This is a genomic window from Streptomyces sp. R33 (genome assembly GCF_041200175.1).
Lineage (GTDB): Bacteria > Actinomycetota > Actinomycetes > Streptomycetales > Streptomycetaceae > Streptomyces > Streptomyces katrae_B.
This window is the reverse complement of sequence record NZ_CP165727.1, coordinates 5913012-5937398: the sequence shown is the minus strand read 5'-3', so window position 1 is coordinate 5937398 and position 24387 is coordinate 5913012. Positions and strand designations below refer to the sequence as shown.

Genomic DNA, 24387 nt, shown 5'->3' with positions numbered 1-24387 from the left:
CGGAAGGTCACCGCGCGCGGCGGGCGCGGCCGGCTGCCTGCTCGATGGCGGCGCGGTAGTGCGCGGCGGTGCCCTCGGCGGCTCTGGCCCAGGTGAACCGGGCCAGCACCCGCTCGCGTCCGGCGGCGCCGAGGCGGGCCCGCAGCGGCGCATCGCCCAGCAGCCGGCCCAGCGCCGCGGCCAGCGCGCCCGCGTCGCCCGGCGGCACCGCGAGGCAGGTTTCGCCGTCGGGGCCCGCGACCTCGGGGATCGCGCCGCCGGTGGTGGCGACCAGCGGGGTGCCGGTGGCCATGGCTTCGGCGGCGGGCAGCGAGAAGCCCTCGTACAGCGACGGCACGCAGGCGACCTGTGCACTGCGCACCAGGTCGACGAGCTCGGCGTCGGTGATGCCCTTGACGAAGCGGACCGCGTCCTGGAGCCCGTACGAGTCGATCGCGCGGGCGACCGGACCCTGCTCGGCGCGCTTGCCGACGACGACGAGGTGGGCGTCGGGCTGTTCGGTGCGCAGCTTCGCGAGCGCCTCGACGAGGTGGACGAGGCCCTTGAGCGGGACGTCGGCGCTGGACGTGGTGACGATGCGCCCCGGCACCTCGGCGACGGACGCGTCGGGTGACCACAGGTCGGTGTCGGCGCCGATGTGGACGACGTGGATGCGCTCGTCGCGGACGCCCAGGTGCTCGGCGATCTCCTGCTTGGAGGATCCGGAGACGGTCAGCACGGAGGGCAGCCGGCGGGCGACGCGCCCCTGCATCCGCGTGAAGCCGTACCAGCGGCGGACGGAGAGCCGCTTCTTGCGGTCCTTGGCGGCATCGAGGTCGAGCTGCCGGTCCACGGTGATGGGGTGGTGGATGGTGGTGACCAGCGGCGCGCCGAGGCCGGCCAGCAGACCGTAGCCGAGCGTCTGGTTGTCGTGGATGACGTCGAACTCGCCCGCGCGGGCGGCGAGGTGGCGCCGGGCCCGCAGCGAGAAGGTCAGCGGCTCGGGGAATCCGCCGGTCCACATGGTGGCGACCTCGAGCGCGTCGATCCAGTCGCGGTACTCGTCGCGCTTCGGGGTGCGGAACGGGTCGGGGTGGCGGTACAGGTCGAGGCTCGGCAGCTCGGTGAGCGTGGCGCCGGTGTCGAGGACCGGGTACGGCTGCGCGCCGATGACCTCGACGGAGTGCCCCAGCCTCACGAGCTCCCGCGAGAGGTGCCGGACGTAGACGCCCTGGCCGCCGCAGAACGGGTTCCCCTTATAGGTGAGGAGTGCGATGCGCAACGGGCGGTCGCCGCCGGTGGCGGAACCCGCGAAAGGGCTCGTCACCATGGCCTCAGCGGTCACTCTCGGCCCCCTTCTCCCTGCACTTTCGCCGGAGCGTAACCGCTCGCATAATGTAGAACAAGTTTCAGACTTGATCCGTCGAAGACCATTGAATCTACCGGCCGGAAACCACACCGTAAGAGGCGGAGCAGGTGATTCGCGCCACGGCTTCGGCGCCTGAGATGCTGGCTGCCGATCACCTGCCGATCACGTGCAGAACGCGACGTGAACAGCCCGGAAATCAGCACCGCAACGACACGGAACGCCATGGAACGGGACAGATGACAGCGGATGCGAAAGCCGTCGCCACGACGGCGTCCCCTCCCCTGACGGAGCGCCAGGAGGCGCGCCGCCGCCGGATCCTGCACGCCAGCGCCCAGCTGGCCAGCCGGGGCGGTTTCGACGCCGTCCAGATGCGGGAGGTCGCGGAGGCGGCCGGGGTCGCGCTGGGCACCCTGTACCGGTACTTCCCTTCCAAGGTGCACCTGCTCGTCGCGACGATGCAGGACCAGCTCCAGCACATGCACACGACGCTCCGCAAACGCCCCCCGGCGGGCGAGGACCCGGCGGCCCGGGTCGCGGAGACGCTGATGCGGGCCTTCCGCGCGCTGCAGCGGGAGCCGCAGCTCGCCGATGCGATGGTCCGCGCCCTGACGTTCGCGGACCGGAGCGTCAGCCCCGAGGTGGACACGGTGTCCCGGCTGACCACGGCGATCATCCTGGACGCGATGGGCCTGGACGCCCCGCCGACGGCGGAGCAGCTCTCCGCGGTCCGGGTGATCGAGCACACCTGGCACTCGGCACTGATCACCTGGCTCTCGGGCCGCGCCTCGATCGCCCAGGTCAAGATCGACATCGAGACCGTCTGCCGCCTGATCGACATGACGGCCCCGCCGGCGGCCGGCGGGGCTGCCGGGACCTCCGGGACCTCCGGGACCGCCCGAAAGGCCTGATCCCGCCGTACGCATGCCTGCACGCACGCAGCGGCCCGGCGGCGGCCGGTCTCCGCCGCCTCCGGGGCCGCCGTCCGGCGCTCCCGCGGTCATTCCTCCGGGGGGAACACCGCCTCGCCGGTGGCTGCCAGGGTGATCATGATGGCCTCCACCGGGCAGCCCTCCGCCGCCGCCAGGACCGGCTCGTTCGCGTCCGTCTCCGGGTCCCGGGGATGCGACTGGCGCGCCGAGTCCAGGGCGAAGCCCTCCGGCGCGTGGTTCACGCACATCCCCGAGCCGATGCAGACGCCCCGGTCCACCTCCACCACCCAGCGGTCACCCATGGCGCTCACGCACCCGCCGCGTAGCCCGCCGGCAGGTGGATCATCTTGTGCTCCAGGTATTCGCTGAGCCCCTCGGGCCCGAACTCCCGCCCCACACCGCTGTTCTTGTAGCCGCCGAACGGCCCCAGCATGTCCAGGCTGAAGGTGTTCACGTTGAACGTGCCCGTCCGCACCTGCCGCGCGAAGTCGATGCCGTGCTCGACGTCCCCCGTCCAGACGCTGCCGCTCAGCCCGAACTCCGAATCGTTGGCGACCCGTACCGCTTCCGCCTCGTCCCCGTACGGGATCAGGCAGACGACCGGCCCGAAGATCTCCTCGCGGGCGATCCTCATCGAGTTGTCCACGTCCCCGAACAGCGTCGGCTCCACGTACCAGCCCTGCTCCAGCCCGGCAGGCCGGCCGCCGCCCGCGAGGACCTTCGCACCCTCCTCATGGCCGATCCGGATGTAGTCCAGCGACCGCTGCTGCTGCCGCCTGGCCACCAGCGGCCCGAGCTGCGTCGCCGGGTCCAGCGGGTCGCCGACCACCAGCGCGCCCGCCGCGGCCGCGAGGGCCTCGGCGACCTCCTCGTAGCGGCTGCGCGGCGCGAGCACCCGGGTCTGGGCCACGCAGGCCTGCCCGTTGTTCATCCAGGCCGCCGGGACGATCCCCGCGATGGTGGACTCCAGGTCGGCGTCCGGCAGGATCACGGCGGCGGACTTGCCGCCGAGTTCGAGCGTGACCCGGGTCAGGTTGCGGGCGGCGACCTCCATCACGCGCCGGCCGGCGGCGACCGAGCCGGTGAACGCCACCTTGTCGACACCGGGGTGGCCGACCAGGTACTCGCTGACCTCACGGTCGGCGGGCAGGATCGACAGCACACCCTCCGGCAGCCCGGCCTCCCGCGCGATGTCGGCGAGGATGTACGAGTCCAGCGGCGACTCGGGGGACGGCTTCAGGATCACCGTCGAGCCCGTCAGCAGCGCCGGCGCGAGTTTGGCGGCGGCCACGAACTGCGGCACGTTCCACGGTATGACGGCCGCCACCACGCCCACCGGCTCCCGGCGCACCAGGATCGGCCCGAGCACGCCCTGGCGGTGCTCCTCGTACGGGTAGGCGCGCGCGACCTGGATCGCGGCGTCGTAGACCATCATCGGGCCGAGCGCCTGCGCGAGGACGCTCCAGGAGTACGGGGAACCGTTCTGGGAGCTGATCGACCGGGCGATCTCCTCGTGCCGGACGGCGATCGCGTCCTTGATCCGGGTGACGACGGCGATCCGCTCGTCCAGGGACATCCGGGGCCAGGGGCCCTCGTCGAAGGCCCGGCGGGCGACGGCGACGGCACGGTCCACGTCCGCGCGGGAGGCGTGCGGGACGCTGCCGATGACCTGCTCCGTGTGGGGGGAGACGATCTCGATCGTGTCGGTGCCCAGCGGATCCGTCCACTCCCCGCCGATGAACAGGTGTCCGTGTTCCACGAGCTCGGTCATGGCTGCTGCCTCCTGCGGCTTGGCGTTCCCGAACTGATACCAGTTCTAGTTCTAGGAGTCCACGGCCAGGACGGAACGGCCCGGAAGATCCAACGAAGGGTTGCGACTAGTCAGAACGGGCCGCAGATGGTCGACTTGGGCTACTACTGCAACACGTTCTCGCGAGAGTGAGCCGGGCGGCGCAGACGCAGCCGGGCGCAGACAGGGAGCCCCCATGCCGCAGGACACGCCGCCGCAGGCCGCACCGCTGACCGGACCCGGGGCCACGCCCCCCGTCACCCCGCACGTCACCGACCACGGCGGCGGCGTCCACGGCATCAAGGTGCCCATCCCCGACAACCCGCTCGGCCACACCCTCGTCCACGTCCTCGACACCGACCGCGGCCCCGTCCTCGTCGACACCGGCTGGGACGACCCCGAGTCCTGGGACGCCCTCGTCGCCGGCCTCGGCGCCCTCGGCATCGCGATCGCCGCCGTCCACGGCGTGGTCATCACCCACCACCACCCCGACCACCACGGCCTGTCCGGCCGGGTCCGCGAGGCCTCCGGCGCCTGGATCGCCATGCACGCCGCCGACACCGAGGTCGTCGTACGGACCCGCTCCGCCGAGCCCGGCGTCTGGTTCGACTACATGAGCGAGAAGCTGGCCACCGCCGGAGCCCCCGAGGAGCACATCGCCCCCCTGCGGGCCGCCCGCGCGAGCGGCCGCCTGCGCACCCTGCCCGGGCTGCGGGCCGCCGTCCCCGACCGGGAGATCGTCCCCGGCGAACTGCTCCCCCTCGCCGGGCGGCGGCTGCGCGCCATCTGGACCCCGGGCCATACCCCCGGCCACGTCTGCCTGCACCTGGAGGAACAGCATCCGGCGAACCTCCCCGGCAACGGCCGCCTCTTCTCCGGGGACCACCTGCTGCCCGGGATCTCCCCGCACATCGGCCTCTACGAGGCCCCGGAGGACACCCGGGTCACCGACCCCCTCGGCGACTACCTCGACTCCCTCGAGCGGATCGGCCGACTCGGCCCCGCCGAGGTGCTCCCGGCCCACCAGCACGCCTTCACCGACGCCCCGGCCCGGGTCCGCGAACTGCTGCGCCACCACGAGGAGCGGCTGACCGGGCTGTGGGAACTGCTGGCCGAGCCGCTGACCCCGTGGGGGCTGGCGGAGCGCATGGAGTGGAACCGGCCCTGGGAGCAGATCCCGTACGGCTCCCGCAACATCGCCGTCTCGGAGGCGGAGGCCCATCTGCGGCGGCTGGTGAAGCAGGGCAGGGCCGAGGCGGTCCCGGGCAGCGACCCTGTCACGTACCGCGCCATGTGACGTCGGTCCCGCCGGTCCCGCCTGTCCCGCCTGTCCGCCGGTAAGGGGCGCTGCGCCCCGGCGCCACCTTCCGGACTGCTACGGGCCGGTAGAGTAAGCCCGTCGTCCACCCTTCCGTACGGGAAGAAGCCGGTGTGATTCCGGCGCTGACCCGCAACCGTGACCCGCCCAGGCCCCGCCGGGCGGGAAGCCGGACCGCCCGTACGCGAGGTGCGCGGCTCGAGCCGCCGGAGCCCCCGGCGGCCGGCACCGTCGAGGTAAACGGAGCCGGAGCCCGGTGCCTTGTGCGCGCCTGCCTCCTGCTCCCCAGCACGAGAGGCACCCGCCCCATGAACGTCCGCCGCAGCGCCGCCGCGCTCGCCGCCTCCGCCGTGCTCTGCGTGGGCGCCGCCCCCGCAGCCCTCGCCGCGCCCTCCCCCTCCGCCCCGCCGGCCCCGGTGATCCCGTCCGGGCTGTACGGCAAGAACGACCCGACGTACGACGGCGTGTGGCGGCAGTCCTTCGCGCTGCTGGCCCAGCAGACGGTCGGCGTCAAGCCGGCCAAGGAGGCCGTTGCCTGGCTCGTCGGCCAGCAGTGCGCGAACGGCGGCTTCGCCTCCTTCCGCGCGGACGCGGGCGCCGCCTGCGACGACAAGACGATGTTCGACACCAACGCCACCGCGATGGCCGTGCAGGCGCTGAAGGCGCTGGGCGGCCAGGACGCGGCGGTGAAGAAGGGCACGGACTGGCTGAAGTCCGTCCAGAACGAGGACGGCGGCTGGGCCTTCGTCCCCGGCACCCCGAGCGAGGGCAACTCCACCTCCCTCGTCATCAGCGCGCTGGCCGTGGCGGGCGAGACGCCGGCCGAGGTGAAGTCGAAGGCGGGCAAGTCCGCGTACGAGGGCCTGCTCGCCTTCCAGCTGGGCTGCACCACCGAGCCGGCCGCCGACCGGGGCGCCTTCGGGTACCAGCCGGCCGACGGCAAGCTCCCGGCCAACGCCGACGCCACCGCCGCCGCGGTCCTGGCCGGCCTCGGCCAGGGGTCGGTCGTGCCCCCTGCCCCGACGGACACCCCCGCAGCCGCACTGGCCTGCCCGGCCGGCGCCACCGACCCGGCAACCGCCGCCCAGGGCGCGGCCGGCTACCTGGCCGAGACGCTGAAGAAGGACGGCCACCTCACGGCCGTCACCCCCGGCGCCGACCAGCCGACCGCGGACACCGGCAACACCGCCGACGCGGTGATCGCCCTGGCCGCGGCCGGGCACACGCAGTCGGCTGCGGCCGCGCTGGAGTGGCTGAAGGCCAACTCGGCGGACTGGGCCAAGGGCAGCCCCGCGGCGCTGGGCACCCTGGTGCTGGCCGCGCACGCCACGGGCACGGACCCGAAGTCCTTCGGCGGCACGGACCTGGTGACGGCCCTGAACGCAACGGGCCCGGCCCCGCAGACCGGCGAGTCGCCGGCGCCGAAGCCCAAGGAAGAGTCGAAGTCCTCCGACCAGAACGTGTGGTGGATCGTGGGCGCGGGCCTGGCGGCCGGCATGGGCATCGGCGTCCTCCTCAGCGGCCGCCGGAAGAAGAACCAGCTCTGATGCGCCGCCGCAGCCTGACCGCCCCGCTCGCCCTCGCGTTCGGCATCCTCCTCACGCTCCTGGCGGCCTCCCCCGCGACGGCGGCGGGCTACCGCTACTGGTCGTTCTGGGAGGGCACGGGAGGCCAGTGGCAGTACGCCACGCAGGGCCCCTCGACGGCCCGCCCGGCGGACGGATCGGCCCTGGGCTTCCGCTTCGCGGTGAGTCAGGACGCGGCGGCCGAGGCGGCGAAACCGCGCGCGGCGGCCGATTTCGCGTCGGTCTGCGCAGCCACTGCGGCCGTGGAGGGCCGCAAGCGGATCGCCGTGGTCGTCGACTTCGGTGTCCCGGCGGACGCCCCCGCGGGCGACGCCCCGCCGCAGGACACCCCGCGCACCGCCTGCGCCCAGGTCGCCCCGGACGCCACGGCGGCCGAGGCCCTGGCGGAGGTCTCCAAGCCGCTCCGCTACAACAGCGCGGCGCTGCTGTGCGCGGTGTCGGGCTACCCGAAGCAGGGCTGCGGCGAACAGATCGCCGACGCAGCACCCGAGCCGACGCACGCAGCGCCCAAGGACGCAGGCCCGTCGACGGGCCTCCTGGCCGGTCTGGCGGCGGTGGCCGCCCTTGCGGCAGCCGCAGTCTGGCAATCCCGCCGCCGCAACCGATGACCCCCACCCCTGCGGAGCTCCCCCACCCGGCACAGCCGCGACCCACCCCGGCCGCCACCCCGCGCCGCGCGGGGGCCGGCGCCGGGGGTGCCCGCACGCGCGGTCCGCTCCGCTCGGGCGGTGCGGGGCGGACCCGCCGGCCCGCAGACGACGACCTGATCCCGGCCGGGCCCGGACCCGCCGGGGCGGGCGACGCCGGGTCGTGGCCGACGTACGAGAAGAGCCGGGTCCGCCGCTTGGCTGCGCCGCAGGCACGTCGGGGGAACGCCCTGCATGCGGGGGCGTGGTGGCTCTGGGCGCTCGGCCTCGCCACGGCCGCCTCCCGCACCACCAATCCCCTTCTCCTGGGCCTGATCGTCGGCGTGGCCGGCTACGTCGTGGCCGCGCGCCGGACCTCCGCCCCCTGGGCCCGTTCGTACACCGCCTTCCTCAAGCTCGGCCTCTTCGTCATAGGGCTCCGCCTCCTGTTCTCCGTGCTGCTCGGCTCCCCGATCCCCGGCGCGCACGTCCTGCTCACCCTCCCCGAGGTGCCGCTGCCCGCCTGGGCGGCCCAGGGCATCCGCATCGGCGGCCGCGTCACCGCCGAGCAGCTCGTCTTCGCCTTCTACGACGGCGCCAAGCTGGCCGCCCTCCTGGTCTGCGTCGGCGCCGCGAACGCCCTCGCCAACCCGGCCCGGCTGCTGAAATCCCTCCCGGCCGCCCTCTACGAGGCCGGCGTCGCCGTCGTCGTCGCCATGACCTTCGCGCCGAACATGGTCGCCGACGTCGCCCGTCTGCGGACCGCCCGCCGCCTGCGCGGCCGCCCCACCGGCGGCGTCAAGGCGGTCCTTCAGATCGGCCTGCCCGTCCTGGAGGGCGCCCTCGAACGCTCCGTCGCCGTCGCCGCCTCGATGGACGCCCGCGGCTACGGCCGTACCGCACAGGTCCCGCCCGCCGTCCGGCACACCACCAACGTCCTCACCCTCGGCGGCCTGCTCGGCATGTGCGCGGGCACGTACGGGCTGCTGGCCGCCCAGGGCGCCGGGTACGGGCTGCCGGTCCTGCTCATCGGTCTCGCCCTGGCCCTCGCGGGGCTGCGCCTCGGCGGCCGGCGCAGCATCCGGACCCGCTACCGGCCCGACCGCTGGGGGTGGCGCGCGTGGCTGGTCGCCGGGTCGGGCGCGGCCGTCGCGGCCGTCCTGATCCGCGCCGCGGCCGTCGACCCGGACGCCCTCCTCCCCGGCGTGGTCCCCTTGGTCACCCCCACGCTCCCGCTGTGGCCGGCAGCCGCGATCCTGATCGGCCTGCTCCCCGCCTTCGTGGCGCCCGTACCTCCGAAGGAGGCATCGCAGTGATCCGCTTCGAGCAGGTGTCGGTCACCTACGACGGCGCCGCGCAGCCCACCCTCCGCGATGCCGACCTGGTGATCCCGGAGGGCGAGCTCACGCTCCTGGTCGGCCCGTCGGGCGTCGGCAAGTCGACCCTCCTCGGTGCGGTCTCCGGCCTGGTCCCGCATTTCACCGGGGGCACGCTGCGGGGGCGCGTCACCGTTGCCGGCCGTGACACCCGCACCCACAAGCCGCGCGAGCTCGCCGACGTCGTGGGCACGGTCGGCCAGGACCCGCTCGCGCACTTCGTGACGGACGTGGTCGAGGACGAGCTCGCCTACGGCATGGAGTCCCTGGGCCTGGCCCCGGCCGTCATGCGCCGACGGGTCGAGGAGACCCTGGACCTGCTGGGCCTGAACGAGCTGCGCGACCGCCCCATCGCCACCCTCTCCGGCGGCCAGCAGCAGCGGGTCGCGATCGGCTCGGTCCTGACCCCGCACCCGAAGGTCCTGGTCCTGGACGAGCCCACGTCGGCGCTGGACCCGGCGGCCGCCGAGGAGGTCCTGGCGGTCCTCCAGCGCCTGGTCCACGACCTGGGCACGACGGTCCTGATGGCGGAGCACCGCCTGGAGCGGGTGGTCCAGTACGCGGACCGGGTCCTCCTCCTCCCGGCCCCGGGCGCGGCGCCGGTCCTGGGCAGCCCGTCCGAGATCATGGCCGTCTCCCCGGTCCACCCCCCGGTGGTGGCCCTGGGCCGCCTGGCGAACTGGGCCCCCCTCCCCCTCTCGATCCGCGACGCCCGCCGCCGGTCCCCCTCTCTCCTGTCCCGCCTGGCCCCGGCAACCTCCGCGACCGCCCAGGCCTCCGCCCCTCAATCCCCGCCGGGACCGGCTCACCCGTCCCCGGCCCCGACCCGCCCGGCGTCCCCCACCCCTCGGCCCGCCCCGGCCCAGCCGCCCTCCCCTCGGCCTCCCGTGTCCCAGCCGGGATCCCCGACCCCGCCGGGCACCCCGGCTCCGCTGCCCTCCGCGCCCCGCCCGGCATCGCCGACCCCCCACCCCTCCGCGCCCCAGCCGGGATCCCCGGTCCCGCCGGGCACCCCGGCTCCGCCGCGCCATCCAGCCCCGCCGGCGTTTGAGGCGCGGGGGTCCGGGGGCGGAGCCCCCGCCCCACGCCCCGGGCTCCTGGCGCGCCTGCTCCGCCGGAGCGAGCCCGCCCGCAGCCCCGCGACCGGGACCGGCCCCGCCACCGGAGCCGGCACAGGCACAGGCTCGCGAAGCGGCAGCGGCAGCGGCAGCGGCAGCGGCAGCGGCAGCGGCGCCACCCCGGCAGAGCCGGTGGCCAAGGCAACCGCCCTCTCCCTGCGCCGCGGCCGCGCCGAAGTGCTCCACGGCATCGACCTCTGCGTGGCCCCCGGCGAGACCATCGCCCTCATGGGCCGCAACGGCGCCGGCAAGTCCACCCTCCTCGCCACCCTCATCGGCACGCTCGCCCCCACCACCGGCACCGTGACCGTCGCCGGCCGCACCCCCCACCGCACCGCCCCGCAGGAGATGGTCCGCCGCGTCGGGCTCGTCCCGCAGGAACCCCGCGACCTCCTCTACGCCGACACCGTGGCCGCCGAGTGCTCCGCCGCCGACGCCGACGCCGGCGCGGCCCCCGGTACCTGCCGGGACCTCGTCTGCGACCTGCTCCCGGACGTCCCCGACGACACCCATCCCCGGGACCTCTCCGAGGGCCAGCGCCTGGCCCTCGCCCTGGCCCTCGTACTCACCGGCCGCCCCGCGCTGCTCCTGCTGGACGAGCCCACCCGCGGTCTGGACTACGCCGCCAAGGCCCGCCTGATCGAGATCCTCCGCGGCCTCGCCGCCGACGGGCACGCCATCGTCCTGGCCACCCACGACGTGGAGCTCGCCGCCGAGCTGGCCCACCGGGTGGTGATCGTGGCCGGCGGCGAGATCGTCGCGGACGGCCCGACCGCCGAGGTCGTCGTGTCGTCCCCGGCCTTCGCCCCCCAGGTGGCCAAGGTCCTGGCCCCGGGCCACTGGCTCACGGTGACCCAGGTCGCGAAAGCCCTGGCCGCAGCCGAGGCAGAGACAGCAGCCGAGGCAGAGACAACGGCAGCGAGAGAGGCACAGGCAGCGACAGAGGCACAGGCAGAGGCAGAGGCAGAGGCAGAGGCAGAGGTCACCCCATGACCCACCCCGCCCGCCCCCTCCGCATCGGCCCCCGCGCCGCCGCCGTCCTGCTCCTCGTCACCCTCATCGGCATCGCGGCCTTCGCCTGGCCCCTCCTCGCCGACCGCCAGTCCGGCCTCGCCCACTCCCAGGACGCCCCCTGGCTCTTCGCGGCGCTGCTCCCCCTCCTCGTCGCCGTAGTCGTCGCGACCATCGCCGACCAGGGCATGGACGCCAAGGCGGTGGCCATGCTCGGCGTGCTCGCCGCGGTCGGGGCCGCCCTGCGGCCGCTGGGCGCCGGCACGGCCGGCCTCGAGCCGATGTTCTTCCTGATGGTGCTCAGCGGCCGCGTCCTCGGCCCCGGCTTCGGCTTCGTCCTCGGCTCGGTCACGATGTTCGCCTCCGCCCTGCTCACGGGCGGGGTCGGGCCGTGGATGCCGTTCCAGATGCTGGCGATGGGCTGGTTCTCGCTGGGCGCCGGCCTGCTGCCCGGCGGCATGGGGGTCCCCCCTGCTCGAGCGAAGCCGAGAGCTTGGGGGAGGAGGCTCCGGGGCCGGGCGGAGCTGCTGATGCTGGCGGCGTACGGCTTCGTGGGCTCGTTCGCGTACGGCACGATCATGAACCTGCAGGGCTGGGTGCTCCTGCAGGGCATGGGCCAGGGCATCTCGTTCCACCCGGGGGATCCGGTCGCCGCCAACCTGACCCGCTTCCTCGCGTACTGCGCCGCGACCTCGCTCGGCTGGGACCTGGGCCGGGCCGCGCTGACCGTCGTACTGACCCTCGCGATCGGCGGCACGCTGCTGAAGGCGCTGCGGCGGGCGGTGCGGAAAGCGGCGTTCGAGGCACCCGTTTCCTTCGGTTCGGGTTGAAAGTGGCCCCGCGCACACCCCATTTCGTGTAGCGAATGGACACATAAGGTGACATTCGGGCCGTATCCCGGTGACTCACCCCATAGGACCCACGTCACATACGACCCGCAGTAGTAGACCCTGCAGGCTCCTCCCGCCACCCGGAAACCGGCCCCCCACCTGCACGAACACGGGCGAGAGCGCCCCACGGCCCGAGGCCCCCGGCTGCGAGGACGGCTAGTAATCGGGGTCGTTGCCAGAGCCTCCGGGACCTGGCTAACTGGTGTTGTCGCTACGGCGGCGGGGTCTTCGCCCCCCGCCCGACGAACCCCTCTCCTCCGCGTGAGTGGCTCACGCATGTCCTCGGCATGCCCGCGACCGCCCTTGTCCCCTTCGGAAGGTTCATCCGTGTCCAACGCTGTCATCCGTCGCATCGCCGCTTCCAAGAAGACCCTCGCCGGCTCCATCGTCGCCCTGGGCGTCGCCGGCTCCATGCTCGCCACGGTTCCCGCTCAGGCGGCCCCGACGAGCGCCAAGGCGATCGCGCACCAGATGATCAAGGACCCGGCCCAGTTCGCCGCCTTCGACAAGATCATTTCCCACGAGAGCGGCTGGGACCACACCGCCACGAACGCCTCCTCGGGCGCCTACGGCCTGGCCCAGGCCCTGCCGGGCTCGAAGATGGCCTCCGCGGGTGCGGACTGGAAGACCAACCCGGCCACCCAGATCAAGTGGGGCCTGGACTACATGAACTCCCGCTACGGCAGCCCGGTCGGCGCCTGGAACTTCTGGCAGGCCAACCACTGGTACTAAGCCACCAGTGAGCGCTCGGCCGCACGAGCAGTGCGAAGGCCCCGGTGGCCGGACCTCCCCAGGTCCGGCCACCGGGGCCTTCTGTTTCCCATCCCACAGGGTTCAGTGGACGCCGCGCCCGCTCACAGCCGCTGGATGATCGTCCCGGTCGCCAGCGCGCCGCCCGCGCACATGGTGATCAGCGCGAATTCCTTGTCGCGGCGCTCGAGCTCGTGCAGCGCGGTGGTGATCAGCCGGGCCCCGGTCGCGCCGACGGGGTGGCCGAGCGCGATGCCGCCGCCGTTGACGTTGACCTTCTCCAGGTCCTGTTCGAAGACCTGGGCCCAGCTGAGGACGACGGAGGCGAAGGCCTCGTTGATCTCGACCAGGTCGATGTCCCTGAGCGACATCCCCGCCTTGCCGAGCACGGCCCGCGTCGCGTCGATCGGCCCGTCGAGGTGGTAGTGCGGATCGGCGCCGACCAGGGTCTGGGCGACGATCCGGGCACGCGGCTTGAGCTTGAGCGCGCGGGCCATCTTCCGTGAGGCCCACATCACGGCGGCGGCCCCGTCGGATATCTGCGAGGAGTTCCCGGCGGTGTGCACGGCGGTCGGCATGACCGGCTTGAGCCGGGCCAGCGCCTCCATGCTGGTGTCGCGCAGCCCCTCGTCGCGGTCGACCAGCCGCCACATGCCCTGCCCGGCGCGCTGCTCCTCCTCCGTCGTCGGGACCTGGACGGCGAAGGTCTCCCGCTTGAACCGCTCCTCGGCCCATGCGGTGGCGGCCCGCTCCTGGGAGAGCAGCCCGAGCCGGTCGACGTCCTCGCGGCTCAGGCCCCGGTGGCGGGCGATGCGCTCGGCGGCCTCGAACTGGTTCGGGAGGTCGACGTTCCACTCGTCCGGGAAGGGCTTGCCGGGGCCGTGCTTGGAGCCGGAGCCCAGCGGCACGCGGCTCATCGCCTCGACGCCGCAGGCGATGCCGATGTCCATGACACCGCCGGAGATCATGTTGGCGACCATGTGGTTGGCCTGCTGGGAGCTGCCGCACTGGCAGTCCACGGTGGTCGCGGCGGTCTCGTACGGCAGGCCCATGGCGAGCCAGGCGTTGCGCGCCGGATTCATGGACTGCTCGCCGGCGTGGGTCACGGTTCCGCCGACGATCTGCTCGACGCAGTCGGGCTGGATTCCGGTCCGGGCGAGGAGTTCGCGGTACGTCTCGCCGAGCAGGTAGGCGGGGTGGAGGTTGGCGAGCGCGCCCCCGCGCTTGCCGATGGGGGTGCGTACGGCTTCGACGATGACGGGTTCCGCGGCCATGAGCTCGTCCTCTCCTGCACTGTGCCGACGCGGCGGGCCGTCCCGGCGCCCCGCCCGAACTAGTACGCGTTCTAGTTCTCCTCGCAGTCTTATGACCCGGAGGCCCGGCACGCAAGGGTCTTGCACGCGGCTTACACGGATTCCACACGCAGCAGTTGGCGCGAGGACCCTTGTCACTTCTGGAACTCGTTACTACCTTCAAGCCAACTTCTGATGGGCCGTCAGACTTTGGAGTCGCCCGATGCCCTGTCCCGCGCTGCCCGAAGGCTTCGACGCCACCGACCCCGACCTCCTCCAGGACCGGGTCCCCTTCCCCGAGTTCGCACAGCTGCGGCAGACGGCACCCGTGTGGTGGTGCCCCCAGCAGCGCGGCATCACCGGCTTCGACGACGAGGGCTACTGGGCCGTGACCCGGCACGCGGACGTCAAGTACGTATCCACGCACCCGGAGTTGTTCTCCTCCACCACCAATACGGCGATCATCCGCTTCAACGAGCACATCCAGCGCGAGCAGATAGATGCCCAGCGCCTGATCATGCTGAACATGGACCCGCCGGAACACACCCGCGTACGCCAGATCGTGCAGCGCGGTTTCACCCCGCGGGCCATCCGCGGCCTGGAGGAGGCCCTGCGCGACCGGGCCCGGAAGATCGTCGCGCAGGCGCTGGAGGCCTCGGCGGACGGCAGCTTCGACTTCGTCACGCAGGTCGCGTGCGAGCTCCCGCTGCAGGCGATCGCCGAACTGATCGGCGTACCGCAGGAGGACCGCCTGCGCATCTTCGACTGGTCGAACAAGATGATCGCGTACGACGACCCCGAGTACGCGATCACCGAGGAGGTCGGCTCCAACGCGGCGATGGAGCTCATCGGCTACGCCATGAACCTCTCCGCCGCCCGCAAGGAGTGCCCGGCCAAGGACATCGTCACGCAGCTGGTGGCGGCCGAGGGCCAGGGCAACCTCGGCTCCGACGAGTTCGGCTTCTTCGTACTGCTCCTGGCGGTCGCCGGCAACGAGACCACGCGCAACGCCATCAGCCACGGCATGCACGCCTTCCTGACCCACCCCGACCAGTGGGAGCTGTACAAGGCGACCCGGCCGGCGACGGCCGCCGAGGAGATCGTCCGCTGGGCCACCCCGGTGGTGTCCTTCCAGCGCACCGCCACCCAGGACACCGAACTGGGCGGCCAGAAGATCAAGGCGGGCGACCGGGTGGGGCTGTTCTACTCCTCCGCCAACCACGACCCCGAGGTCTTCACCGACCCCGACCGCTTCGACATCACCCGCGACCCGAACCCGCACCTCGGCTTCGGCGGCGGCGGCCCGCACTTCTGCCTCGGCAAGTCCCTGGCCATCATGGAGATCGACCTGATCTTCAACGCGCTCGCCGACACCCTGCCCGACCTGCGGCTGACCGGCGAGGAACCGCGCCGGCTGCGCGCCGCCTGGCTCAACGGCATCAAGGAGCTCCGGGTCAGCCACGGTTGAGCGCGTGTCCGTGGCCGTACCGGTTCCACGGCGGCAGGGGCCGCTCCTCCCACGCCCCGGCCCCTGCCGTCCGCTGGAATGCCGCCGGGGAGCACACGCCGGGGAACGCATGTCGCGGAACGCGCGCCGGGGGGCGCTCCCGGCGTGGGAATGGGGCGCATCGGGGGCGCACGTATGCCGGATTGTTGACTTCCGGACCATTGTCCTGAGACCGGCGGAGCGTCACACTGCGCGGATGAACCTTCACGCTGCCGATACAGACACCGCTCACCGGGTGGATGCCCGCTGGCAGCGGCTGCCCACGACGTGGCGGCTGATCCAGGAGCGCGGCGGGCCCGAGACGCTCTGCCGCGGTGTCATCGAGCTCATCGAGGCCGCCGCCGCGCAGCCACAGCTGCGCCGGCTGTACCCGTTCACCCGCCAGTGGACCCTGTGGTTCAGCTCCCGCACCCGCCACCCCTTCGAGGTGGAGGCACCCGCCGTCGAGCCCACGCCCGACGGCCGCTTCCGGGTGCGCAGCCCCAGCCTGAACACCGTCATCGCCGAGGCCGACAGCGCCGAGGCCGCCATCGCGCTCGTCGTGGAGGGGCTCTGCGCGGGTGGGGCGGCGGCCCGCTGATCGCCCCGGGTGGCGCAGGGGCCGCCTACGGCGGATCCTGACAGGACGCGGCGATCCACCGAAGGGGTGTCGGAGCGGGCACACGGCCTGCCCCGACACCCCTTCGCGTTGCGGATTCCGCCCGTCAGGCCCGGTCGCTCAGGCCCGGCTGCTCAGGCCCGGCCCGCTCAGGCCCGGCTGCGCGTGGCGGCGCCCACGCGCTCCGGCTCGCGCGGCCGCGGCACGCTCAGCCCGGCCGGCAAGGCGGCGCCGCGCGGCCCCGACAGTACGTACACGAGCCCGAACCCGGCGCCGATGACGACCGCGCCGCCGACCGCGTCGAGCACCCAGTGGTTGGCGGTGGCGACGATCGCGCACACCGTGATCACCGGGTGCAGCGCACCGAGCAGCTTCTGCCAGCCCTTCGGCGCGAGCGTGATGATCACGACCCCGCACCACAGCGACCAGCCGAAGTGCAGCGAGGGCATCGCCGCGTACTGGTTGGAGATCGCGGTCATCGCCCCGTACTGCGGATGGGCCAGGTCCTGCGGCCCGTGCACGGTGTCGATGAAGCCGAGCGCGGGCATCAGCCGCGGCGGCGCCAGCGGGTACAGCCAGAAGCCGACGAGCGCGAGGACGGTGGCCAGGCCCAGGGAGGCGCGGGCCCAGCGGTAGTCGCCCGGCCTGCGCCAGTACAGGACCGCCAGGATCGTCAGCGGCACCACGAAGTGGAACGACGTGTAGTAGAAGTTGAAGAACTTCTCCAGCCAGGGCAGGTTCACGACGGCATGGTTGACGGCGTGCTCGATGTCGATGCCCAGCGCCCGCTCGACGGCGTGGATCTGGCTCCCGTGCCCTTCGGCGACGCTGCGACTGCTCGGCGCCGCGGCCCGGATGTGCGAGTACAGCGAGTACCCCACCCGTATCAGCAGCAGCTCCAGCAACAGGTTGGGGCGCGACAGCACGCGCCGCCAGAACGGCAGCAGCGGAACCCGCGACCACCGGGCGGCGGCCGGCCGGCTGTACTCCGTCGCGACGGGCTCGCGCCAGTACGGCGAGGAGCGCGGCAGGAACGGCACCGCGCAGGCCGCCGCCAGCGCGGCGAGCAGCAGCACGTTGTCCCGTACGGGGGCCAGCGCGGCCAGGTTGGGCAGCAGCACGTCGGCGGGCAGCGTCATGGCGAGCACCACGGCCACCGGCCACACGGGCCGGTCCGCCGCCCGCTTGCCGACCTTGCCGGCCACCGCGAGCAGCACCCACAGCAGCTGGTGGCGCCAGCCGGTCGGCGCCACGGCCACGGCCACGCAGCCGGTGACGGCCACGGCGAGCAGCAGCTGCCCGTCGCGGGCGTAGCGGGCCGCGCGGCGCAGCCCGACCCAGACGATCCCGGCCGCGAGCACGGCGTACAGCAGGATCTCGAGGGGGCCGCTCAGGCCGAGCCGCAGCAGCGCGCCGTGCACGGACTGGTTGGCGAGGCTGCCCGGGGCTCCGCCGAGGCCGGTGCCGGCCAGGTGGTGGACCCAATACGTCCAGGAGTCGCGCGGCAGGGCCGCCCAGGACAGGGCGGTGGCCGCGGCGAACGTCACGGCGGCGGCCTTGGCGGTGGGGCGGCGGCCGGTGAGCCACAGCAGCGGCGCGAACAGCAGCAGGGCCGGCTGGAGCGCGGCGGCGAGCCCGACGAGGAACCCGGCCGGGCGCTCGCCGGGCACCCGGAACACGGCCAGCAGCACCAGCAGCACGGGCAGGACGGCGGTCTGGCCCGGCGAGGCCGCGGCGCGGACGGGCAGCGACACCATCATCAGGCCGACCAGCACGGGAGCGGCGAGCAGCGCGGTGCGCCGCGGCACCGGGTCGGGCAGGCCGCGCGCGGCGACCAGCCCGACGGCAGCGACGAACAGCAGCGTCACACAGGTCCAGGCCACCTCCAGGGAGGGCGCCGCAAGACCGAGGAACGGCCGCAGGACCAGCCCGGCGAAGGGACTCCCGGTGAACTGGCCGCCGTCGTAGAGCGAGCCGGGAAGACTGCCGGTGAGCTGGAACTCGCTGAGCCACTCGCCGGGTGGGACGCGCAGCACCGCGGCGGCCTGCCTGACGGCGAGGACGCCGGCCAGCGCCCACAGGAGGAACCGCGCCGCCCCCAGCCTGCCGCTACCGCCTATGACCCCGGCATGTCCGTTCGCACCACTGTGCTCCGCCGCGTTAGCCACGCCTCGCCGGCCTCCCGCCCTGTTGACCGCAACCTTGACTTCGCCTGGCTGCCGCGTTTCATGCACCGCTTCATTACCTGGGAGGACGATATCCCGCACGGGATCCCTAGGATGGCGGGCATGAGCATCGTGAAGATCAACGCACTGACCGTGCCCGCCGAGCAGCGGGAAGTCCTGGAGCAGCGCTTCGCCTCGCGGGCGGGTGCCGTGGAGGGTTCGGACGGGTTCGAGTGGTTCGAGCTGCTGCGTCCCGTGGAGGGGACGGACCAGTACCTGGTGTACACGCGGTGGCGGTCGGAGGAGGACTTCCAGGCGTGGATGGAGGGGCCCATGAAGGCGGCGCACCAGGGCGGTGGCGCGGGCGGGGGCGCGGGCGCGGGCTCCGGCGAGCGCCCGAAGCCGGCCGCCTCGGGCTCGACGGTGTGGTCGTTCGAGGTCGTGCAGCAGGCGGCGCCGAAGCCGCAGGGCTGAGGCGGGGCCGCTTCAGGGAGTCGCGGGACGAGGAGGCCGGGACGGTCGGCTGCTGTTTCCAGGACGGGCGGATCAGCCCCAGAAACGGTCCTCCTCGTCGATGTCCTGCGTGCACTCGTCGATGTCGGTGATCTTCCCGCCGACGATCGTGAAGAAGAGGCCTTGCTGGATCTCGATGCCGTGGTCCCCGCGGTCGCCGCGGGCCGTGTGGAAGGCCATCACGTGGCCCCGCCCATCGACCAGCACCGCGTGCAGATCGACCTGGAAGGTGCCCTTCGTCTCCTCGCCGATCCTCCGGTAGAGGTCGAGGACGGCCTCCCGGCCCTTGTGGTGCCCTGAGAGCGGGTTGCTGCCGGGCACGTGGTGGATGACGTCGGCCGTCATCAGCGTGCCCATCATCTCCATGTCGCCCTTGCCGAAGGCCTCGTAGCCGCGGCGGATCAGGGCAGCGTCAGGGTGCTCGGACATGGCGTTTCACGCCCTCCATCTGAGTGATATGCGCCTTTTCCTATCATCAGCCCGTACCTGTGGATATTCCACGCGACGAGCCGGGCACGGACTCCACAATGGCGCCATGAACATCAACAGCACGAGCAGCAGCTCCACCGCCGACGCTCCCCGCGAGGCGGGCAACCGGACCGCCGACAACCGGACCGCCGGCAACTGGACCGTCGTCGCCGAGCACTTCGCCACCGCCGACGCCACCGCGCTGCGCCGCGCGTACTACGCAGAGGTCGCCGGCCGGTACTGGAAACGCTCCGTCACCGAGGCCGAGATCGACGAGGGCCTGCGGGACGACCCGGACGACGGGCTCGTCCCGCCGACGGGCCAGTTCGTGGTCGGCCGGCTGGACGGAAGGCCCCTGGCCTGCGGCGGCGTACGGCTGCTCGACCCGGTGACCGCCGAGCTCACCAGGGTGTACGTGGACCCCCGCGCCCGCGGCACCGGCGGCGGGGCGGCGCTGCTCGGAGTCCTGGAGGACGAGGCCCGCGCGCTGGGCGCCGAGCGGGTCCGGCTCGACACCCGGTCGGACCTGGTGGAGGCGCGAGCGTTGTACGCGCGGCACGGGTACGCGGAGATACCGGCGTACAACGCGGGCCCGTACGCGGAGCACTGGTTCGAGAAGCCCCTGGTCTGAGCCCGGGCCGGCGCCCTGCCGCCTGCCTGCGCGTCGTCAGTGCCCGTCGGGGTCAGTGCGCGGCGTGGTCCCGGCGCGGCGCGGAGTCGTAGGGCTCCTCGGCGTCGGATCCGCAGAGCTCCGCGTTGATCTCCTTGACCAGCTTGACCAGGTCGGTCGGGCGGTCCGGGCCCCACCAGTCGCCGAGCAGCTCGGCGAGCGACTCCTCGCGGGCCTCGGCCAGCTTCTCGGCGGTCTCCCGCCCGCGCCCGGTCAGGACGAGCGGCAGTCCGTCCCGTACGGCGAGTCCGCGCTCCTCGACCTGGCGGGCCGCGTCCGTGATCACCTTCAGCGGCACGGTGGTCCGTTCCGCGAGCATCGCGGGCTCGGCCGACCCGTACTTCTTGATCCGCAGCAGTAGCCAGCTGGCCGCGGGCAGCAGGTCGAAGCCGGCCTTCTCGGTGATCTTCTCGTAGACGTGGCGTCGGCCCTCGCGCGTCCCGAGGACGGTCAGCGCGCGGGCGACCTCCTCGCGGGAGGAGCGGTGGACGGGGTTGGAGGCGAGGGTCTCGGTGACATCGGGCGCGGTCACCGAGCCGCGGAGCACGTCCTCCTTGAGGAACCAGGCGACGACGAAGGCGAGGAGGACGACGGGCACCGCGTAGAGGAAGACGTCGGTGATGGAAGAGGCGTACGCGTCGAGCACGCGGGGCCGCAGGTCGGCGGGCAGCCGTTGGATGGCCCGCGGATCGGCCTCCACCAGCGCGGCCGAACCGGGCGGCACAGGCAGCCCGGCGAAGGCGGTGGCGAGCTTGCCGTCGAGCCGGTTCGTGAACACCGTCCCGAAGATCGCGACACCGAAGGAGGCGCCGATGGAGCGGAAGAACGTGGCACCGGACGTGGCGACGCCGAGATCGGCGTAGCTGACGGCGTTCTGCACGACCAGCACCAGCACCTGCATGACCAGACCCAGCCCGGTACCGAAGACGAAGAAGCAGATGCTCATCTCCCAGGTGCCGCTGGTGCGCTGCAGCTGGTGCAGCAGGAGCAGCCCGATCGCCGTCACGGCCGTGCCCGCGATCGGGAAGACCTTCCACCGTCCGGTGCGGCTGACGATCTGGCCGGACGCGGTGGAGGAGATCAGCATGCCGAGCACCATCGGCAGCATGTGGACGCCGGACATCGTGGGCGAGACGCCCTGGACCACCTGGAGGAACGTCGGCAGGTAGACCATCGCCCCGAACATCGCGAACCCGACGACGAAGCTGATCACCGAGCACAGGGTGAACGTGCGGATCCTGAACAGCCCCAGCGGCAGGACGGGTTCGACGGCCCGCCGCTCGACGAGGAGGAAGGCGACGAGCAGCACGGCGCCGACGACGGCCAGGCCGATGATCCGGGCCGACCCCCAGCCCCAGGTGCCGCCGAGGGAGGCGATGAGCACGAGGCAGGTGGCCACGCAGGCGATGAGGAAGGTGCCGAGGTAGTCGATCGTGTGCTTCAGCCGCCGCACGGGGATGTGCAGGACCGCGGCGATGACGACCAGCGCGACGAGACCGATGGGGAGGTTGATGTAGAAGACCCAGCGCCAGGACAGGTTGTCGACGAACAGACCGCCCAGCAGCGGTCCGAGGACGCTGGTCGCGCCGAAGACGGCGCCGAAGAGGCCTTGGTACTTGCCGCGCTCACGGGGCGGGACGATGTCGCCGACGATCGCCATCGACAGCACGATCAGTCCGCCGCCGCCCAGGCCCTGCAGGGCGCGGAACCCGATGAGCTGCGGCATGTCCTGGGCGATCCCGCAGAGCGCCGATCCGATGAGGAAGAGCACGATGGCGCCCTGGAACAGCTTCTTGCGTCCGTACTGGTCGCCGAGCTTGCCCCACAGCGGCGTGGCGGCGGTGGCGGCCAGCATGTACGCGGTGACGACCCAGGACAGGTGCGCCATCCCGCCCAGCTCGCTGACGATCGTCGGCAGGGCCGTGGAGACGATGGTCTGGTCGAGGGCGGCGATGAGCAGGCCGAGCAGCAGGGCTCCGATGGAGACGAAGACCTCGCGGGAGGTGTGTTCGGCGGCAGGGCCGGAGTTCTGCGGGTGGGGAGCGGGGTCCGCGGCATCCGTGGTCACGTCCTGAGCCATCCGTTCCTCCTCGGGCCGGATCAACATGTCCATCCTGAGCGGTGTGGCCGGATATGGCCTCTCGGGCGGGTTGGGCAGGCCCCGGAGGGTCTGCATAATCGCAGGCAATGGCCAGGGAGGGATTCCAGTGAGCGCTGAGCGCTGTCCAGAATGCGGCGCCGTGGGCGTCGGCTGCGGGTGCGCGCCGGGGGCCGGTTTCGAGCCACTGCGCATCCGTCCGTACGTGACGCTTCCCGACCCCGGCCAGTCCGACGACCCGCCGCCCCCGCAGCCGGTGCGGGGCGTGGTGGCCGGCCCCGCAGGCGGGTACGCCCGTCCCGCCGAGGCGCCGCCGGGGGACGACACCCCGGCGTACGGCATACCCGTGGCCTGGCCGGACACGCCGCCACAGGCGCTGTGGCCGGCCGAGACGGTCCAGCTCCGGGCTGCCACCCCGGCGACGGGCACGAGGGGCGGGGGGAGGGGAGGGGGAGGGGGCCCCGAGAAGCGGACCGGTCCGTCCCGCCGACGGCGGCTCCCGACGGTCCTCGCCGGCGCGGGCACGGTGGTCGCCGTCGGCACCGCGGCCCTGGCGCTGGGGATGCTCCCGCGCTCCGGTGACAGCGACACCGTCCTGCTGGACGCCAAGCCGTCCGCGCCCGCCGTGAGCCTGGCTCCGGCCGGCCCGACACAGCCGGCCCCCACGAGCAGCCCGTCCCGCTCGGCCTCGGCTTCACCGTCGTCGAGCGCCTCCAGGTCGGCGTCCCCCTCCGCCTCGCCCACGGCCTCCCGCAGCTCGGCACGCCCGTCCCCGACACCGTCGGCGAGCGCGAGCAGCAGCAAGCCGAGCGTCCCGGCACCACCCCCGCAGGGACCGACGCTGCGGTACGGGGATTCGGGCCCTGAGGTGGAGAAGATGCAGCGGCTCCTGGCGGCACAGGGCTACTACCGCGGGAAGATCAACGGCAAGTTCGACAGCCGCACGGAGGACGCCGTCTCGGATTTCCAGTGGCAGAACTACATCGACGAGGACTGGGGCGTCTACGGTCCGCAGACCCGTCGGGCACTGGAGGGCACGGGCTGATTCCTCGCGGAGTGGCGCGGACCGCCCCAGGTTTTGTATCGTGTGGAAACAAAGTGGTTCCGCCCGCACTCCCTGACCGGTGGGCGGAGCCGCTTGTTCTCTTTCCCGCCCCGTCTGGAGCACCGCCGATGTCGGCCAGCACCACCACCGCACCCGTCGTCCTCACCGCCAAGGCCCTGCTCCTGGACATGGACGGCACCATCGTCAACTCCGACGCGGTGGTCGAGCGCTGCTGGCGCGACTGGGCGGTGTCCCACGGGCTGGATCCGCAGGAGGCCCTCAAGGTGGTCCACGGCCGCCAGGGCTACGCCACGATGGCCATCCTCCTGCCGGAGCGCCCCATGGAGCTCAATTACGCCGAGAACACCGTGATGCTCGCCCGCGAGACCGCCGACACCGACGGTGTGGTCCCGGTCGGCGGAGCCGCGGAGTTCATGGCGGCGATCGACGGCCTGCCGCACGCCCTGGTCACCTCCGCCGACGCGGCCCTGGCCACGGCCCGGATGACCGCCGCGGCCCTGCCGATGCCCGAGGTACGGGTCACTGCCGAGTCGGTCCAGGCCAGCAAGCCCCACCCCGAGGGCTTCCTCAAGGGCGCCGCCGAACTGGGCGTGGACCCCGCCGACTGCATCGTCTTCGAGGACTCCGGAGCAGGCATCGCCGCGGGCCGGGCTGCGGGCATGCGCGTGATCGGCATAGGCCCCCGCGCCGCAGCCCACGCCCCGACGGCCCACGTCCCCGACCTCACGTCGGTCCGCGTGACCACCACCCCGGACGGCTCGATCCACCTGACGCTGACGCCGGCGGCCTGAGCGGCTCGAGGCACCGACTCGGCGACGTTTCGGGGGGCGGTCCGCGTAGGCCGCGCTGAAGGCGGGCCGGGATCTCGAGGGCGGGGCTGCGCATTCGGCGTGGGGAGGGAGGGGCGGGGGCTTCGGGGCGGGGGCGTGCACTCCGCGCAGTACGGACCCTCGGGCCATCCCGGGTCGAGGTCTGCGCACCCGCATCGGAGAGGCTGGCCGGGAGTTCAGGGGCGGGGGCTGTGCTCCGGGCCCGGAAGGCCAGCCGGGAGCTCGGCGGCGGGACCCTGCACTCCGCTTGGGAGAGGTTGGCGGGAGCTCCGCGGCGAGGTCTCCACACTCCGCGCCGGAAACGCCAGACGGAACCTCCGGGGGCGGGGTTCGTGTACTTGGCGTCGGGAGAGTGTCCGGGGGCGTCCCGCCAGTCCACTGTCCTTCCGGTGCGGTCCGGGCCGTCAAGGGCGCTCCTTCGTCGCGTCGCTTCGCGATG

General features: G+C 73.2%; 21 protein-coding genes and 1 riboswitch. Of the genes, 14 read left to right on the top strand and 7 right to left on the bottom strand.

Annotation, left to right across the window (positions count from 1 at the left end; genetic code table 11):
- Nucleotides 1-7: 7 nt before the first annotated feature.
- A complete protein-coding gene (locus AB5J51_RS27355) occupies nt 8-1324 on the bottom strand; it encodes a glycosyltransferase family 4 protein (protein ID WP_133898163.1) in 1317 nt (438 codons plus the stop codon).
- A gap of 260 nt (nt 1325-1584) precedes the next feature.
- Between AB5J51_RS27355 and AB5J51_RS27350 the strand changes: the two genes are divergently transcribed.
- Nucleotides 1585-2256: a TetR family transcriptional regulator gene (locus AB5J51_RS27350; protein ID WP_053785008.1), complete on the top strand. Its 672-nt coding sequence runs from the start codon at nt 1585-1587 to the stop codon at nt 2254-2256.
- A gap of 89 nt (nt 2257-2345) precedes the next feature.
- Here the strand turns inward: AB5J51_RS27350 and AB5J51_RS27345 are convergent, their stop codons facing one another.
- Together AB5J51_RS27345 and AB5J51_RS27340 are read right to left on the bottom strand one after the other, a co-directional pair.
- On the bottom strand, nt 2346-2579 hold the full coding sequence (locus tag AB5J51_RS27345) for a ferredoxin (RefSeq protein ID WP_053785199.1): 234 nt from the start codon (nt 2577-2579) through the stop codon (nt 2346-2348).
- Nucleotides 2580-2584: 5 nt separating this feature from the next.
- Nucleotides 2585-4048, bottom strand: a complete 1464-nt coding sequence (locus AB5J51_RS27340) for an aldehyde dehydrogenase (protein WP_369778897.1) — start codon at nt 4046-4048, stop codon at nt 2585-2587.
- Between the two features lie 214 nt (nt 4049-4262).
- Between AB5J51_RS27340 and AB5J51_RS27335 the strand changes: the two genes are divergently transcribed.
- The 7 genes from AB5J51_RS27335 (at nt 4263) to AB5J51_RS27305 (ending at nt 12723) form a co-directional block, all read left to right on the top strand.
- Complete coding sequence (locus AB5J51_RS27335) at nt 4263-5363, top strand: MBL fold metallo-hydrolase (RefSeq protein WP_369778896.1); 1101 nt, start codon at nt 4263-4265, stop codon at nt 5361-5363.
- Between the two features lie 128 nt (nt 5364-5491).
- A riboswitch (cobalamin riboswitch) is annotated at nt 5492-5558 on the top strand.
- A 134-nt stretch (nt 5559-5692) separates the two neighbouring features.
- The gene (locus AB5J51_RS27330) at nt 5693-6931 is read left to right on the top strand and encodes a prenyltransferase/squalene oxidase repeat-containing protein (protein ID WP_369778895.1); all 1239 of its coding nucleotides are present in this window, start codon (nt 5693-5695) and stop codon (nt 6929-6931) included.
- On the top strand, nt 6931-7578 hold the full coding sequence (locus tag AB5J51_RS27325; protein WP_133898160.1) for an SCO2322 family protein: 648 nt from the start codon (nt 6931-6933) through the stop codon (nt 7576-7578). The genes AB5J51_RS27330 and AB5J51_RS27325 overlap by 1 nt, the downstream gene beginning before the upstream one ends.
- A 158-nt stretch (nt 7579-7736) precedes the next feature.
- Nucleotides 7737-8912 carry an energy-coupling factor transporter transmembrane protein EcfT gene (locus AB5J51_RS27320; protein ID WP_369780323.1) on the top strand — a complete coding sequence of 392 codons (1176 nt, stop codon included), beginning with the start codon at nt 7737-7739 and terminating at the stop codon, nt 8910-8912.
- The gene (locus tag AB5J51_RS27315) at nt 8909-11083 is read left to right on the top strand and encodes an ABC transporter ATP-binding protein (RefSeq protein ID WP_369778894.1); all 2175 of its coding nucleotides are present in this window, start codon (nt 8909-8911) and stop codon (nt 11081-11083) included. The genes AB5J51_RS27320 and AB5J51_RS27315 overlap by 4 nt, the downstream gene beginning before the upstream one ends.
- The gene (locus AB5J51_RS27310) at nt 11080-11931 is read left to right on the top strand and encodes an ECF transporter S component (RefSeq protein ID WP_369778893.1); all 852 of its coding nucleotides are present in this window, start codon (nt 11080-11082) and stop codon (nt 11929-11931) included. The genes AB5J51_RS27315 and AB5J51_RS27310 overlap by 4 nt, the downstream gene beginning before the upstream one ends.
- Nucleotides 11932-12267: 336 nt before the next feature.
- Entirely contained in the window at nt 12268-12723 is a 456-nt protein-coding gene (locus AB5J51_RS27305; protein WP_369778892.1) for a transglycosylase SLT domain-containing protein, read from the top strand.
- 122 nt (nt 12724-12845) lie between these two features.
- On the opposite strand, the gene AB5J51_RS27300 is transcribed toward AB5J51_RS27305, so the two are convergent.
- Complete coding sequence (locus AB5J51_RS27300; RefSeq protein ID WP_053785244.1) at nt 12846-14015, bottom strand: steroid 3-ketoacyl-CoA thiolase; 1170 nt, start codon at nt 14013-14015, stop codon at nt 12846-12848.
- Nucleotides 14016-14256: 241 nt separating this feature from the next.
- Here AB5J51_RS27300 and AB5J51_RS27295 point away from each other — a divergent pair, with 241 nt between their 5' ends.
- Nucleotides 14257-15501, top strand: a complete 1245-nt coding sequence (locus AB5J51_RS27295) for a cytochrome P450 (protein WP_053785245.1) — start codon at nt 14257-14259, stop codon at nt 15499-15501.
- A gap of 235 nt (nt 15502-15736) precedes the next feature.
- Nucleotides 15737-16120: a DUF6193 family natural product biosynthesis protein gene (locus tag AB5J51_RS27290; protein ID WP_136226739.1), complete on the top strand. Its 384-nt coding sequence runs from the start codon at nt 15737-15739 to the stop codon at nt 16118-16120.
- Between the two features lie 167 nt (nt 16121-16287).
- Here the strand turns inward: AB5J51_RS27290 and AB5J51_RS27285 are convergent, their stop codons facing one another.
- A complete protein-coding gene (locus AB5J51_RS27285) occupies nt 16288-18306 on the bottom strand; it encodes a bifunctional glycosyltransferase 87/phosphatase PAP2 family protein (RefSeq protein ID WP_369778891.1) in 2019 nt (672 codons plus the stop codon).
- 120 nt (nt 18307-18426) lie between these two features.
- Between AB5J51_RS27285 and AB5J51_RS27280 the strand changes: the two genes are divergently transcribed.
- Nucleotides 18427-18777 carry an antibiotic biosynthesis monooxygenase gene (locus AB5J51_RS27280; RefSeq protein ID WP_133898155.1) on the top strand — a complete coding sequence of 117 codons (351 nt, stop codon included), beginning with the start codon at nt 18427-18429 and terminating at the stop codon, nt 18775-18777.
- A 72-nt stretch (nt 18778-18849) separates the two neighbouring features.
- Here AB5J51_RS27280 and AB5J51_RS27275 read toward each other — a convergent pair whose 3' ends face one another.
- On the bottom strand, nt 18850-19245 hold the full coding sequence (locus AB5J51_RS27275) for a nuclear transport factor 2 family protein (protein WP_053785247.1): 396 nt from the start codon (nt 19243-19245) through the stop codon (nt 18850-18852).
- A gap of 106 nt (nt 19246-19351) precedes the next feature.
- Here AB5J51_RS27275 and AB5J51_RS27270 point away from each other — a divergent pair, with 106 nt between their 5' ends.
- Nucleotides 19352-19915: a GNAT family N-acetyltransferase gene (locus AB5J51_RS27270; RefSeq protein WP_369778890.1), complete on the top strand. Its 564-nt coding sequence runs from the start codon at nt 19352-19354 to the stop codon at nt 19913-19915.
- Nucleotides 19916-19967: 52 nt separating this feature from the next.
- Here AB5J51_RS27270 and AB5J51_RS27265 read toward each other — a convergent pair whose 3' ends face one another.
- Nucleotides 19968-22034: a DHA2 family efflux MFS transporter permease subunit gene (locus AB5J51_RS27265; protein ID WP_369778889.1), complete on the bottom strand. Its 2067-nt coding sequence runs from the start codon at nt 22032-22034 to the stop codon at nt 19968-19970.
- Nucleotides 22035-22257: 223 nt separating this feature from the next.
- Here AB5J51_RS27265 and AB5J51_RS27260 point away from each other — a divergent pair, with 223 nt between their 5' ends.
- On the top strand, nt 22258-23097 hold the full coding sequence (locus tag AB5J51_RS27260; RefSeq protein WP_369778888.1) for a peptidoglycan-binding protein: 840 nt from the start codon (nt 22258-22260) through the stop codon (nt 23095-23097).
- A gap of 128 nt (nt 23098-23225) precedes the next feature.
- The gene (locus AB5J51_RS27255) at nt 23226-23909 is read left to right on the top strand and encodes an HAD-IA family hydrolase (RefSeq protein ID WP_369778887.1); all 684 of its coding nucleotides are present in this window, start codon (nt 23226-23228) and stop codon (nt 23907-23909) included.
- The last annotated feature ends 478 nt before the right edge of the window (nt 23910-24387 follow it).

What these genes read in the sequence shown, in the direction of transcription:
- AB5J51_RS27350 (WP_053785008.1), top strand. Translation starts at nt 1,585, where the DNA reads ATGACAGCGGATGCGAAAGCCGTCGCCACGACGGCGTCCCCTCCCCTG.
- AB5J51_RS27345 (WP_053785199.1), bottom strand. Translation starts at nt 2,579, where the DNA reads ATGGGTGACCGCTGGGTGGTGGAGGTGGACCGGGGCGTCTGCATCGGC.
- AB5J51_RS27340 (WP_369778897.1), bottom strand. Translation starts at nt 4,048, where the DNA reads ATGACCGAGCTCGTGGAACACGGACACCTGTTCATCGGCGGGGAGTGG.
- AB5J51_RS27335 (WP_369778896.1), top strand. Translation starts at nt 4,263, where the DNA reads ATGCCGCAGGACACGCCGCCGCAGGCCGCACCGCTGACCGGACCCGGG.
- AB5J51_RS27330 (WP_369778895.1), top strand. Translation starts at nt 5,693, where the DNA reads ATGAACGTCCGCCGCAGCGCCGCCGCGCTCGCCGCCTCCGCCGTGCTC.
- AB5J51_RS27325 (WP_133898160.1), top strand. Translation starts at nt 6,931, where the DNA reads ATGCGCCGCCGCAGCCTGACCGCCCCGCTCGCCCTCGCGTTCGGCATC.
- AB5J51_RS27310 (WP_369778893.1), top strand. Translation starts at nt 11,080, where the DNA reads ATGACCCACCCCGCCCGCCCCCTCCGCATCGGCCCCCGCGCCGCCGCC.
- AB5J51_RS27305 (WP_369778892.1), top strand. Translation starts at nt 12,268, where the DNA reads ATGTCCTCGGCATGCCCGCGACCGCCCTTGTCCCCTTCGGAAGGTTCA.
- AB5J51_RS27300 (WP_053785244.1), bottom strand. Translation starts at nt 14,015, where the DNA reads ATGGCCGCGGAACCCGTCATCGTCGAAGCCGTACGCACCCCCATCGGC.
- AB5J51_RS27295 (WP_053785245.1), top strand. Translation starts at nt 14,257, where the DNA reads ATGCCCTGTCCCGCGCTGCCCGAAGGCTTCGACGCCACCGACCCCGAC.
- AB5J51_RS27290 (WP_136226739.1), top strand. Translation starts at nt 15,737, where the DNA reads ATGAACCTTCACGCTGCCGATACAGACACCGCTCACCGGGTGGATGCC.
- AB5J51_RS27280 (WP_133898155.1), top strand. Translation starts at nt 18,427, where the DNA reads ATGAGCATCGTGAAGATCAACGCACTGACCGTGCCCGCCGAGCAGCGG.
- AB5J51_RS27275 (WP_053785247.1), bottom strand. Translation starts at nt 19,245, where the DNA reads ATGTCCGAGCACCCTGACGCTGCCCTGATCCGCCGCGGCTACGAGGCC.
- AB5J51_RS27270 (WP_369778890.1), top strand. Translation starts at nt 19,352, where the DNA reads ATGAACATCAACAGCACGAGCAGCAGCTCCACCGCCGACGCTCCCCGC.
- AB5J51_RS27265 (WP_369778889.1), bottom strand. Translation starts at nt 22,034, where the DNA reads ATGGCTCAGGACGTGACCACGGATGCCGCGGACCCCGCTCCCCACCCG.
- AB5J51_RS27255 (WP_369778887.1), top strand. Translation starts at nt 23,226, where the DNA reads ATGTCGGCCAGCACCACCACCGCACCCGTCGTCCTCACCGCCAAGGCC.